This is a genomic window from Bartonella vinsonii subsp. vinsonii (assembly GCF_902825235.1).
Lineage (GTDB): Bacteria > Pseudomonadota > Alphaproteobacteria > Rhizobiales > Rhizobiaceae > Bartonella > Bartonella vinsonii.
The window spans coordinates 465,119-479,055 of the sequence record NZ_CADEAJ010000001.1 but is presented as its reverse complement, the minus strand read 5'-3'; the positions used below and the strand labels follow the sequence as shown (position 1 = coordinate 479,055).

Below are 13,937 nucleotides of genomic sequence, written 5' to 3'. Positions count from 1 at the left end.
CATCGCCCTACTTTTTGCATCTGGGCAAAGAGCATGACTTGACAAATATTTTAACAAGAAAAATAGCAAATACACCCATTGCAATATAAAAATAAAGTCGAAAAACATCTCCATAAGCGAAAATATTTGCTGTTAACTTAAACTTTTCAATGAGTAGTTTATTTGCTCCTTGCCCATCCGCTAAAACATTGGGAAGGGAAACACTATAAGAGGACGAAAATAAGGTATTAACCTCCCCTGAAATAAGCGGATCCGTAATAACAATATTTTGTGTTAAAGACTCAAAATTCTTATGAGCGAAAAAAAACTGCAGACTGCCAAAAAAAGCTGACCCCATCAACCCGCCTGTAACTTGTGTCAGCAGAAAAATAGCAATAAAACTCAAAACGTAACGCGGTCCTCGCACACCGGCTATCACAAACCCCCTCGACAGAGCAGGAGGTAAAAAAAGCGCGTAACTAAAACTCACCAACCCTTGACTCAACATCATATCTTGTGGGCGCGTTAAATGATTGACATAACTATCTAAATAAGCACCAAGCGCCAAACAACCCAAAGATAATAAATAAAAATAATCCTCACGTCCCTCACGTAAAAAAAGAACACAAACGGCTCCTCCCAAAAGCACACCCCCTACAACCGCAAGATACATGGGTGCCATCTCACGATTAAACAAACCAAAAAGGCTAAAAAAACCTGCTGCTAAATTTGATCGCTCTAATAAGAACACGTGAAAAACAAATAAAATGAGAACAGATTGGAGCATTTCTTTACTGAAAAGCCAGCGTAAATCAATTAATGGTTTTTCTCTATTCAGTTCAATAATAATTGCAATAACCAAAGAAGAAACAGCAAGCGCAAGTCCCCAACCAATCCATGGTGCTTCATACCACCAATATAATATACCAACAGACATAACCACTGCATTAAGCCCCAAGCCAAATGCAATCAAGCTGTAGCTTAGCCAATCTAATTTCTGAATGACCTTATTACGAACAACAGGGGTAAGTGGAAGAGAAAAAATACAACCCAAACTGATAAGAACCAGTCCCATTTCCAGTGCAGAAAGACTAGAAAACCCACCATTTTCCAGTAAATCAGGTGAAATCAAACGCGAGAGAGGAACAGCTAAAGCCGCATTCATATAATTCAAACTCAGAGCAACAGTAAACTTTTTTGCTGGTGCAAAAGCTTCCATCATATAAAGAAGTGCAAGCGAAGCCAAAGGGGCGGCAGCAATACCAGCAAAAAAGCGAATAATCAGCGCGGAACGCAAATCCGTCACAAAGAGCTGTAAAACACAAACCAAAACGAAGCCAAGGATTGATAATTCGGCAAAAGCACGAAGGCCAAATTGGTAGCGGATTTTGATCAACATGATCGCAACACTCACATTTGGTGCCATATAGGCAGCAACCAACCATGTGGTTTCTGTCAGAGTTGCGTGGAAATCGCCAGTAAGATGCACAATGTTAGACTGAACAACATTGGCCCCTAAGCCATAAGCCCATTGCAGAATAAGAGAGGCAAAAATATAAACAAAACATTTTGGCAAGGGCCCTGCAAAAACACGACCTGGATGAGGGAAAGGCTTCCCTCCTTTTTTAGCAGACATAACCGTACTTTTTTTTCCGCTCATGTCGCCTTTTCCTGTATAATCCCTTTACGCCTCTATCACCCCAGCACCAGCTGCCAGTTGATGAAAAAGCTCTTCTACCTTACGATTTGCCTCATCACTTGAAATGCCTTCTAATGTCGCTCGAACCTGCAAAATCTGCTGTTCCAAGGCATCAAAAGAAAGATGCTCAACCGCCACCACTTTTTCTACCAAAAGTGAACAACCTGAAAAGGTAATATTTGCAACGCCCCCGCAAACAGCAAACAGCTTTTCCCCTGAAGAAGTGAGGACACGAACACTCCCCAAAACAATGCTTGCTACCAAAGGCGCATGATGCGCCATAACTGTTAGAGCCCCTGATGCTGAAGGAAGAACAACAGAGATCGCTTGTTCTGAAAACACAAGTTTCTCAGGCGACACAAGCTCAAATAAAAAACACTCTACTCTATTGTTTTCCATAGTAACCTCCACGAAGCTCGAGATAAAGACCTCTTGTCCTTTCTACAACAAGCATTCGTTACACACTGCTTCTTAAGAAGAAGCTTCTGCAATGAGACGCTTTCCTTTTTCAATGGCTTCATCAATCGCACCCACCATATAAAAAGCAGCTTCTGGCAAATCGTCATAATCACCAGCACAAAGCCCTTTAAAACCTTTGATTGTCTCTTCTAAAGAGACAAGTTTTCCAGGTGAACCGGTAAAGGCTTCTGCTACATGGAAAGGTTGCGAAAGGAAACGTTCAATTTTACGCGCCCGCCCCACCAGCAGCTTATCATCTTCAGAAAGTTCATCCATTCCAAGAATAGCAATAATATCTTGGAGCGCTCTATAACGTTGTAAAATGGTTTGCACTTGGCAAGCAACGGTATAATGCTCTTCACCGACAATCAATGGATCTAACATACGCGAGAAAGAATCGAGTGGATCAACTGCTGGATAAATTCCCTTTTCAGCAATAGAACGTGAAAGAACTGTTGTCGCATCCAAATGGGCAAAAGAAGTTGCGGGTGCTGGATCCGTCAAGTCATCTGCTGGAACATAAATAGCCTGAACAGAGGTAATAGATCCTGTTTTGGTACTGGTAATACGCTCTTGCAAAGCGCCCATATCGGTTGCCAAAGTTGGTTGATATCCCACAGCAGAAGGAATACGTCCTAAAAGGGCTGACACTTCAGCACCAGCTTGCGTAAAACGGAAAATATTATCCACGAAGAAAAGAACATCTTGTCCCTCATCACGGAAGCTTTCTGCAATAGTCAATCCGGAAAGAGCAACACGTGCACGCGCTCCTGGTGGTTCATTCATTTGCCCATAAACCAGCGCACATTTTGACCCTTCTGTTGAACCATTATTCTCTTTAGGATTCACATTCACACGGCTTTCGATCATTTCATAATAAAGATCATTTCCTTCACGGGTACGTTCTCCCACACCAGCAAAGACAGAATAACCTCCATGCGCTTTTGCAATATTGTTGATCAGCTCCATAATGAGAACGGTTTTACCAACCCCAGCACCTCCAAACAAACCAATCTTTCCACCCTTAGAATAAGGTGCTAACAAATCAACAACCTTAATACCCGTGACAAGAATTTCCGACTCGGTTGATTGCTCCACATATTCAGGAGCATCTTGGTGAATAGAGCGCATTTTCGTTGCTGCAATTGGTCCAACATTATCAACAGGCTCTCCAATAACATTCATAATACGACCAAGCGTTGCTTCCCCAACAGGCACACTGATCTGTGTTCCTGTATCAAAGACCTTTTGCCCACGCGTCAACCCATCTGTGGTATCCATAGCAATTGTGCGCACCGTATTTTCACCCAAATGCTGCGCAACTTCTAAAACCAACCGATTGCCTAAATTCTCTGTTTCCAATGCATTGAGAATATTTGGCAATGCACCTTCAAACTGCACATCAACAACAGCACCAATCACCTGTTTAATCTCACCAACGGCGCCTTTTCCACGCACCTCTTTAGAACTTGCACGCGTAGTTTTTTGAGAAGAAGCAGGTATAGAACCAGAAGCATCCTTCATGCTCGTTTGAGATTTTGAGGCGGCTTTTTTCACGCCTGAACGAGCAGCTGATTTTTTTTCTGTAACTTTTTCTGCTCCCTTGCTTGACGTCACTGCTTTTACCATCAATTCTTACCTTTTCCGTTTAAAGCGCTTCTGCGCCCGCAATAATTTCGATCAACTCTGTTGTGATTTGTGCCTGACGCTGACGATTATAAGCCACCGTCAATTTATTAATCATTTCACCCGCATTACGAGATGCATTGTCCATAGCTGTCATCTTTGCACCCATTTCACCCGCAACATTTTCAAGCAAAGCCCGAAAGATTTGCACGGAAAGATTGCGCGGTACGAGTGTCTCTAAAAGAGAAGCTGCATCGGGCTCATATTCATAAACAATCGATTGTAAATCTGCGTTTTTACCATTTTTCTCAACAGTCTCTTTTGTTTCAAGAGACTCTTTGGAAGAAATCATAGGGATCAAACCAAAAGCAGTTGGACGTTGATTGATCACCGAAACAAATTCAGAATAAAAGAGCGTACAAACATCGAATGCACCCTCATTGAACAAATCAATAACCCGCTGGCTAATCATCACTGCTTCTGTAAAACCAATGCGCTTTACAGAATGCAAATCAATGTGATCAATCATCAAAGCTTTGTAATCGCGTGATAAAATATCTGCTCCCTTTTTACCCACGGTCAAAATTTTGACGATTTTACCGGCAGCAAGAAGTGCCTTAATTTTTTCGCGCGCACAACGGGCAATTTGCACATTAAAAGCACCACACAATCCACGCTCAGCGGTACAGACCACCAAAAGATGCACATCATCACGACCAGTCCCACGCATGAGAGGGGGAGCATCGATTCCATCAACATCAGCAGCAACATTGGCTAAAATAGCGGCCATCCGCGTGGCATAAGGGCGTGCAGATTCAGCTGCCTCTTGCGCACGGTGCAACCTTGCTGCTGCAACCATTTGCATAGCTTTTGTAATCTTCTGGGTTGCCTTAACCGAGGCGATACGGTCTCTCAGATCCTTCAACGACGCCATTCAAGCATTCCATCAATTCATTACGAAAAATTCTTCGCATAACTCTTAAGGACAGTGTTTAACTTTTCCTTAAGTTCATCGGTTATCTGCTTTTGATCTGCTATTGCTTTCAAAAGATCTTGGTGATCACTCCGGAAAAGAGTCAACAGCCCCTGCTCAAATCGAGAAACATCAGAAACTGCCAAGGAATCAAGATAACCATTCACACCGGCAAAAATAACAACAACCTGTTCTTCCGTTTTGAGCGGAGAAAATTGCGGCTGCTTCAACAACTCTGTCAAACGCGCTCCACGATTTAAAAGACGCTGCGTTGAGGCATCCAAATCGGAACCAAACTGCGCAAAAGCTGCCATTTCGCGATATTGTGCCAATTCACCTTTGATTGAACCAGCAACCTGCTTCATCGCCTTAATCTGTGCAGCAGAACCAACACGTGATACAGAAAGACCAACATTTACAGCAGGACGAATTCCCTGATAGAATAAATTGGTTTCCAGAAAAATTTGCCCATCGGTGATTGAAATCACATTGGTGGGAATATAAGCAGAAACGTCATTTGCCTGTGTTTCAATAACAGGCAACGCCGTCAAAGATCCAGAACCATTTTCAGCATTGAGCTTTGCAGCCCGTTCTAAAAGGCGCGAATGGAGATAGAAGACATCCCCAGGGTAAGCTTCACGACCAGGCGGACGACGCAGCAAAAGGGACATTTGGCGATAAGCAACTGCCTGTTTGGAAAGATCATCATATCCAATCAAAGCATGTTGACCATTGTCACGGAAATATTCCCCCATTGCACATCCGGCAAGAGGTGCGATAAATTGCAATGGAGCAGGATCAGAAGCGGTAGCTGCAACAATGATTGAATATTCAAGCGCACCACGCTCTTCCAAAACTTTAACAAATTGCGCTACAGTTGAACGTTTTTGACCAATGGCAACATAGATACAATAGACTTTATCTTGGTCTTTTCCAGCACCTTTTTCGTGGAATGGCTTTTGATTTAAAAATGCATCGAGCAAAATCGCGGTTTTTCCCGTTTGCCGATCTCCAATCACCAATTCACGCTGTCCCCGTCCGATAGGAATGAGTGCATCAATAGCTTTCAATCCGGTAGACATTGGCTCATACACTGACTGACGTGGAATAATTCCCGGAGCCTTAACATCCACACGACGACGTTCTGTTGCTTTAATGGGGCCCTTACCGTCTATAGGATTTCCCAATGCATCAACAACACGGCCAAGGAGTGCAGGACCGACAGGAACATCAACAATAGTACCTAACCGTTTAACGGTATCACCTTCACGAATATCACGATCTGATCCGAAAATCACCACGCCGACATTATCGATCTCCAAATTCAGTGCCATTCCGCGCACGCCATTTGAAAAGGCAACCATTTCCCCTGCTTGGACATTATCCAAACCGTAAACGCGGGCGATACCATCTCCCACAGACAAAACCCAACCAATCTCTGAAACTTCAGCCTTTTGGTCAAAGTTTCTGATTTGCTCTTTGAGAATTTTTGAAATTTCAGATGGTCTAATATCCATCAACTGACCTCTTTTTTCAATGCAAGCTTAAGTGAAGATAATTTTGTTGCAAGAGACGTATCAATCTGAGACGACCCCACACGAATGACCAATCCACCAAGAATTGTTGGATCCACAAGGGTGTATAGCAAAATTTTTCCCCCAACGACACCTTCCAAAGCCACGCGCAATTCTTGTTCTTGTTGAGAACTCAACGGACGAGCAGAAACAATCTGCGCCGAATTTTCTCTCCGAAAAAGAGCAACACGGCGTTGAAAAGCATGTAAAATACCAGACAAAGCACCAAGCCGACGGTTTACTACGACAACGCGCAAAAAGTCACCAAAAATCTGACCGGCACTCTTATCATCAAACTTCATGCACTCAAAGACAGAACGCATCACTTTAACCTGCTCTTTTACCGAAAAGAATGGACTCTGCACAAAGCGTTTTAAGTCTTCATTTTGATCCAAGACAAGTAAAAAAGATGCCGCTGCCTTTTCAACCTTTTCAACGACTCCCGCTTCTTGAACGGAATCAAAAAGCGCTTGCGCATAGCGTTGATCTACCAATGGCAGCGGTATAAGAGAAAATGAATCCGACACGAAATACCGCCTCTTTCCCTTGAGCGACTCTCTGATAATTATCAGATGAAATAAATCAGACACCCCGAATTTTAAGAATCTTCCTCTTAAAATTTGGAACAAAAAACTTTTTGGTTTCTAGCATAGACACAATCGACTCGCAACACTTCAAATCGATGCTTTCTGAAAATTTCCTATAAAATCTTCAAAATATTTTTAAAAACAGTTTTTTAGATATGCAAGTTATCACCACAGTTTTTCTTACGTTTCTTTTTGACATTTCCTGATAGATTTTTCAAGTCTCTTTATCTGTACTTTACAAATGATCTGATAACAAAAGCAAAATGCTGCTTATCAGAAAAGCTCCATCTACAGAAAACCTCATTGCTTCAAAAGAATAAGCAAACAATAATGAATCTCTATTCTTCTTTAAAAAGCAGAAAAGAGATCTTTTCATTCTCTCTCCTTCAAGCATCTTGCCAATCCCCCCATTCTCTTACCTTATTATATTTGTAGTGTTTTCAGAGAAAACTTTGCGGATCAATATCAATCTGCACCCGAACAGAAGATGGCATTTTAGGAGCATTTGCAAGCATCGTACGAATAAACCCTTGTACATCAAAGGAACGCTGTCCCTGGAGCAAAAGCCGAAAACGATAACGTCCTCGAATCAGAGCTAATGGTGCTTCTGCTGGTCCCATAACAGAGATGTTTTTTTCCCGTGGAGCCACTTGGCGCAACGCCCGCGCATAATGTTCCGCCGCTTGGCGTTTTTCTGAAGACACAATCAAAGAAGCAAGCCGCCCATAAGGTGGAAGATGATAATGCTGCCGCGCAGCAATTTCATGCGTGTAAAAATCCTCACATTGTTGAGAAAGCAAAGCTTGGATCACGGGATGATCAGGTTGATAAGTTTGCAATAATCCTACACTCTCTAACCCTATACGCCCTGCTCTTCCTGTGACCTGAGATAAGAGTTGAAAAGTGCGCTCCGCCGCCCGTAAATCACCATTGGCAAGACCAAGATCAGCATCAATCACTCCAACCAGCGACAACCCAGGAAAATGGTGCCCCTTAGCGACAAGCTGCGTACCAATAATAATGTCTACCTCACCATTGGCAATCGCTTGCAATTCACGCCGCAACTGACCAATGCCCCCTTTAAGATCAGTTGAAAGAATCAATAATCGGGCCTGTGGAAAAAGTTTTTGTGTTTCCTCAGCAATTCTTTCCACTCCCGGTCCACAAGCCACGAGATGATCTAAAGTCCCACATTCAGGACACGCTTCTGGAATTGGCTGATGATACCCACAATGATGACACTTAAGCTGCCCGTGTAAACGATGCTCAACCAACCAACTTGAACAATCTGTACACTGAAAACGATGTCCACAAACCCGACACAAAGTCAAAGGCGCATACCCACGTCGATTGAGAAAAAGCAGCGCCTGTTCACCCTTCTCGATGGTTTTTGTCAGAGCCCCTTCAAGAACAGAGGAAATAAAGCGTCCCCTTTGCACTCCTCCTTTACGCATATCAACCACCCGCAACCGTGGAAGTGCCGCCGCGTTAAAACGTGATGGCAAATTGACCCGTTGATAACGTCCCCACAAAACATTTGCTTGGCTTTCAATCGATGGTGTTGCTGAAGATAAAATTACAGGAAAATTCTCGAAAGAGCCCCGTGCAACCGCCATATCACGTGCATGATAAAAAACGCGCTCTTCTTGTTTATAAGCACTATCATGTTCTTCATCCACCACAATTAAGCCAAGCTCTGGAAAGGGGAGAAAAAGCGCCGAACGCGCTCCAGCAACCACCCGCACCCGCCCTTCTGCAACTTGCCGCCACACACGTTCCCGACGCCGTGGCGCCAAATCTGAATGCCACTCCGCTGCGGATGCCCCAAAACGCGCATGAAACCGATCTAAAAATTGTTGTGTTAAAGCAATTTCCGGCAACAAAATCAAAACTTGCTTGCCATTTGTGAGTGCCTGCGCAACCGCCTCAAAATAAACTTCTGTCTTTCCCGATCCAGTAACACCCTCAAGCAGAAAAACTTGAAACTGAGAAGACAAAACGCCCTCTCGCAAAAGTTGTGCGGCCTTACTCTGCGCTCCTTCCAACTGAGGGGGACAAAAATCAGGATTGGGCAACGCCACAAGAGCAGGAGCCGGCACCATAACATCTTCAAATACCCCAAGCGCTTTCAACCCCTCAACAACAGAAACAGAAGTTCCTGCCGCATGCGCCAGACCAGAACGGGTCCAAATCCCACCATCACGCGCCAACGCCAAAACCCGTGACCGTGCTGGTGTGAGACGCTCCACATCTCCTCCACAATACCGCAAGCCCAGCATTGGTGCTTCGGGTTCTAAAGCAGCCGGCACACATAAAACCAATCGTGCAACAAGACCGAAAGGTGTCATTGTATAGCGGCTTACAAAACGCAAAAATGTCATCATCTCCGCCTTTAAGAGCGGACAGTCAAAAACATGAAGGACAGAGCGTAATTTTTTACGCGCCACAGCTGTAGCTTTTTCCCCACCTTGTGTGGTCTGCTCTTCAACATCCACCACAAAACCACAGACTTGGCGCCCCATCACCGGAACACGAACAAAACAGCCAACTTCACACTCCAGTGAAGGGGGAACTTCATAACTATAAGCCTGAGAAACAGGAAGAGGCACCAAAACGGAAACAATCTTTTTCTCTGTCACGTCCTCTATCACCTTTGATCTCATCTTTATCTTTTGTACCAACTACTTTTGTACCAACGACAAGCCCTTTATACAAAAAATGCCTCTACAGTCTATTTTAATAGCATTTCTTTTAAAGCCTCGCTTCTTCTAAAGTCATTATGAAAAAGCCTTTACGTGCTTTATCATTGCATGCCCTCTCAACAACAGCCAGCAAGTAAGGATTCCTTCATCATGCCCCTCAAACACAAAAAAGAGCGCCTTTCCCCCACAACAGATAGAACTCTATCATTATAAGCATTTCATAAGAACACCGTAAGTGCTAGCAGCCAAACAAAATGCTTCACCCATTGTGTGCTTTCTCCATTCCCCCATTTTTGCCCTTTTTATATTCCAACTTATCATAGGATAACATACATCCTCCCTCTTGCTTTTGCGATAAACAAGAGCGCATAACTAAAAAGAGAGAAAAACATCAGAAGCTTTGAAGTACAAAGCGCAAAAACAAGGAGGCTGAATATGAAATTTTTTGTGGATAGTGCGGATATTGAAGAAATCCGAGAATTACAAAATTTAAGCCTCGTTGATGGTGTTACCACCAATCCCTCTCTTATACTCAAATCGGGACGCAATATTCTTGAAGTTACAAAAGAAATTTGTGCGCTTGTCGATGGCCCTGTTTCGGCCGAAGTTACAGCAACTCAATTTGAAAGTATGATGAAAGAAGCAGCTGTTTTAGCAAAAATTGCTGATAATATTTGCATCAAGCTTCCCCTAACGCTCGATGGATTAAAAGCCTCTAAAGCCCTTACAACACAGGGATTAAAAACAAATCTCACACTTTGTTTTTCCGCCAATCAAGCTCTCTTAGCCGCCAAAGCAGGTGCAACATTTGTTTCACCTTTTATTGGTAGAATTGACGATTGCGGAATGGATGGCATTGAACTGCTTCATGAAATTCGTACAATCTACAACAACTACGGTTTTGCAACACAAATTTTAGCAGCCTCAATCCGCACCGTGAATCATGTCAAAGAAGCAGCTTTGAGTGGTGCGGATGTTGCAACGGTCCCACCAAAAGTCTTAAAAGCGCTGGTCCAACACCCCTTAACCGATAAAGGTCTGCAAATCTTTCTAGAAGATTGGCAAAAAACCGGACAAAATATCGCTTAATGATGTGAAAGATCTTTTGAAAGCAGTAGGAGAATCTCTTCAGCTAATTCTTCAGCCACACGTTTTTGCGCATCTTCTTCTGCTTGCAAAGTTGCATATTCTTGGCGAAGCCGTTCAAAAGATGCACTCATGCTTACCGTGCTTTCGGCAATCACAACATTTTTCATATCTTGCAAAACATAGGAAACTTTCCCCATCACGGTTCCAACAGAAGGCCGCCCCTCTCTTTTCCTATCGCGATCCATCTCTATTTGTACAGAATTTCGTGTGAATGTGGATGTTTGCAATGCCAATTGATAAGCCGGAGCAGAAGGTTTCCGCCCATTTCCATAAAGAAGAAACAGCAGATGATTGCGCACCATTTGACCAAAACGATCTGAAGGTTCTGCAACAACAATGGAAGCAAGCTTTTGGGAAAGACTCAAAGCTTTTGGTTTTGCAGACGAATCCTCAAAAACGGAATCCACAGAACTTATTGTCGTCGAAATCTGAGATTCTTCACGATAAAGTGGCTCCACTATGCACCCACACAAAAGCGTAAGCAAACCAGCTAAACCCACAAAAATAAATTTTCTAAACAACGACATTTACAATCCTTTTTGGAACAATAATCATTTTTTTGACTGATTTTTCCACCAGATGCGCTTGGACAAAATCAAGAGCTAACACAGCTTCTTTAATCATCGCTTCACTTGCTGTTGCTGCCACCATCACCTCACCACGTTTTTTACCATTAATCTGTACCGGCAAACTATAGCTTTCTTCAACGGTTAACGCAGGATCATAAACAGGCCAAGGAAGCTCAGAAATCAAGGCTTTCCCTCCTAAAACAGCATGACACTCCTCCGCTAAATGAGGCATGATAGGCGCAATCAATGCAAGAAAAAAATCCATTGCTTGACGCAAAGCTGCCTTCATCTCATTTTCAACACTTTCTACTTTATTTAATAACGGTGCCATAATATTCAAGAACTCATAAAGACGTGCAATGGCGCGATTAAAGGCAAATTTTTCCAAATCATCCTCCACAGCACAAAGAGTGCGATGTGCAACTTTTGAGAGCTCCAAAGCAGCCCCCTGATGCCCTGCACACGGTGCAACTCCTCTTAACACTGGAGCACTCAAAGCCACACAGCGCCAAACACGTTGCACAAAGCGATGCGCCCCTTCAACACCAGCTTCTGTCCAAATAACATCTCGCTCAGGAGGAGAATCCGACAACACAAACCAGCGTACAGTATCGGCTCCATAGGAGGCGATAATATCATCAGGATCAACGACATTCTTTTTTGATTTTGACATTTTTTCAATCAAACCAATCGTCACTTCACTTTGATCAGACAATTTGTAAGCTTGACGTTTTCCATCCTTTTCAACAATGGAAATCTCTTCTGGTGAAACCCATCCCTGATCATCCCGATAGGTTTCATGAACCACCATTCCTTGGGTAAAAAGCCCCTTAAACGGCTCATCAACCGTCACATACCCTACCATTTTCATAGCACGCATAAAAAAGCGCGCATAAAGAAGGTGTAAAATTGCGTGTTCAATTCCACCAATATATTGCTGTACAGGCAACCATTCAGTTGTCGCATTTTTGTCGACAGGTTCTTGCGCAAAAGGAGCGGTAAAACGTGCATAATACCAAGAAGAATCAACAAATGTATCCATAGTATCGGTTTCACGTCTAGCCTGTTTCCCACAGACAGGACAGGCAACAGCTTGCCACGCTTTATGGCGATCAAGAGGATTGCCCGGCTGATCAAAAATCACATCCTCAGGCAATACAACAGGTAAATCCGTGCGCGGTACCGGAACCACTCCACAAACATCACAATGGATAATCGGAATCGGACATCCCCAATAACGCTGCCGCGAAATCCCCCAATCACGCAATCGAAATTGCACGGTTTTTCGCCCTTGTGGTTGACCATAAAGCATTTGCTCCTCAAGCCTTTTAGCTGCGGCTTCAAAAGCTTGCTGCGGTGTCAAACCATTCAAAAAATCTGAATTGATCATCACACCATCGCCCGTATAAGCCGTTTCTTCAACCACAAAATCTTCTGGATTTACCCCCTTTGGCAAAACCACGGGCTGCACAGGGAGATTATATTTACGAGCAAAATCCAAATCTCTCTGATCATGAGCAGGACACCCAAAAACAGCTCCTGTCCCATAATCCATAAGCACAAAATTAGCGATATAAACAGGAATATGCACCGTTGGTTCAAAGGGATGAACCGCCAAAAGAGGTGTCAGGAAACCTTGTTTTTCCGCTGTCTCAAGTGCTGCGGTTGTCGTCCCACCACACCGACACTCTTCAATAAAAGCGCTAAGCGCTTTATCCTTCTGCGCAAGAACTTGTGCAATGGGATGATCAACAGAGAGCGCCAAAAAAGAAGCACCAAAAAGCGTGTCAGGACGTGTTGAATAACAGACAACTTCCTTCAAAGTCTCACAATCCTCACCAGCAGTCTCTGTTGACTTTAAAGCCCAACGAATGAGTAAGCCTTGTGACTTCCCAATCCAATTTTTTTGCATAGTGCGGACTTTTTCCGGCCACTGCTCAAGCTTCTCAAGTCCAGCCAAAAGATCTTCACTAAAATCACTAATTTTAAAAAACCACTGCGTCAATTCGCGCTGTTCAACCAACGCGCCAGAACGCCATCCCCGCCCATCAACAACCTGTTCATTTGCCAAAACAGTCTGATCAACAGGGTCCCAATTGATCTTAGCAACTTTACGCGTCACCAATCCCTTCTGGTAAAGATCAAGAAACAACATTTGTTGGCGGTGGTAATAATCCACATCACAAGTAGCAAATTCGCGCGACCAATCCAATGAAAGCCCTAATTTTTGTAATTGCCCACGCATTACCGCAATATTTTGATAAGTCCAAGTTTTGGGGTGAATTTTATTTTGCAGTGCAGCATTTTCAGCCGGCATACCAAAAGCATCCCACCCCATGGGGTGAAGCACATTAAACCCTTTTGCACGTTTATAGCGCGCAACAACATCCCCCATGGTATAATTACGCACATGCCCCATATGAATGCGCCCAGAAGGATAAGGGAACATCTCTAAAACATAATATTTTTCACGGCAATCTTCTTGAACGGTTTGAAAAATCTTTTTTTCATCCCAAATCGCTTGCCATTTTTGTTCGCGTGCACGTGGATTATAGCGTTCGCTTAAATGAGAACGTTCAATTGTCATTGTCATTATACTCTTTATAAAATTGAACTAAAA

10 protein-coding genes are annotated in these 13,937 nt (G+C 43.4%); 1 reads left to right on the top strand and 9 read right to left on the bottom strand.

The features are described 5' to 3' along the window. Nucleotides 1-7: 7 nt before the first annotated feature. From J7R12_RS01975 to J7R12_RS01945, 7 genes are all read right to left on the bottom strand, one after another. Nucleotides 8-1,639: an MFS transporter gene (locus tag J7R12_RS01975; RefSeq protein ID WP_126601907.1), complete on the bottom strand. Its 1,632-nt coding sequence runs from the start codon at nt 1,637-1,639 to the stop codon at nt 8-10. A 24-nt stretch (nt 1,640-1,663) separates the two neighbouring features. Beyond that, nucleotides 1,664-2,077: a F0F1 ATP synthase subunit epsilon gene (locus J7R12_RS01970; protein ID WP_126601909.1), complete on the bottom strand. Its 414-nt coding sequence runs from the start codon at nt 2,075-2,077 to the stop codon at nt 1,664-1,666. Nucleotides 2,078-2,149: 72 nt separating this feature from the next. Then, nucleotides 2,150-3,766: a F0F1 ATP synthase subunit beta gene (atpD, locus tag J7R12_RS01965; RefSeq protein ID WP_126601911.1), complete on the bottom strand. Its 1,617-nt coding sequence runs from the start codon at nt 3,764-3,766 to the stop codon at nt 2,150-2,152. Between the two features lie 19 nt (nt 3,767-3,785). Beyond that, a complete protein-coding gene (locus J7R12_RS01960; protein WP_126601913.1) occupies nt 3,786-4,697 on the bottom strand; it encodes a F0F1 ATP synthase subunit gamma in 912 nt (303 codons plus the stop codon). Nucleotides 4,698-4,717: 20 nt separating this feature from the next. Next, nucleotides 4,718-6,253 carry a F0F1 ATP synthase subunit alpha gene (gene atpA / locus J7R12_RS01955; protein ID WP_126601915.1) on the bottom strand — a complete coding sequence of 512 codons (1,536 nt, stop codon included), beginning with the start codon at nt 6,251-6,253 and terminating at the stop codon, nt 4,718-4,720. After that, nucleotides 6,253-6,837, bottom strand: a complete 585-nt coding sequence (gene atpH / locus J7R12_RS01950; RefSeq protein WP_126601917.1) for an ATP synthase F1 subunit delta — start codon at nt 6,835-6,837, stop codon at nt 6,253-6,255. Before atpH ends, atpA begins: the two co-directional genes overlap by 1 nt. Nucleotides 6,838-7,337: 500 nt before the next feature. Further along, the gene (locus J7R12_RS01945; RefSeq protein WP_126601919.1) at nt 7,338-9,560 is read right to left on the bottom strand and encodes a primosomal protein N'; all 2,223 of its coding nucleotides are present in this window, start codon (nt 9,558-9,560) and stop codon (nt 7,338-7,340) included. Nucleotides 9,561-10,034: 474 nt separating this feature from the next. Between J7R12_RS01945 and fsa the strand changes: the two genes are divergently transcribed. Further along, nucleotides 10,035-10,688: a fructose-6-phosphate aldolase gene (gene fsa / locus J7R12_RS01940; protein WP_126601921.1), complete on the top strand. Its 654-nt coding sequence runs from the start codon at nt 10,035-10,037 to the stop codon at nt 10,686-10,688. On the opposite strand, the gene lptE is transcribed toward fsa, so the two are convergent. Continuing rightward, a complete protein-coding gene (lptE, locus tag J7R12_RS01935; RefSeq protein ID WP_126601923.1) occupies nt 10,685-11,275 on the bottom strand; it encodes an LPS assembly lipoprotein LptE in 591 nt (196 codons plus the stop codon). The two genes, fsa and lptE, sit on opposite strands and share 4 nt — an antisense overlap. Further along, nucleotides 11,262-13,904: a leucine--tRNA ligase gene (leuS, locus tag J7R12_RS01930; protein ID WP_126603993.1), complete on the bottom strand. Its 2,643-nt coding sequence runs from the start codon at nt 13,902-13,904 to the stop codon at nt 11,262-11,264. The genes lptE and leuS overlap by 14 nt, the downstream gene beginning before the upstream one ends. Nucleotides 13,905-13,937: the final 33 nt, after the last annotated feature.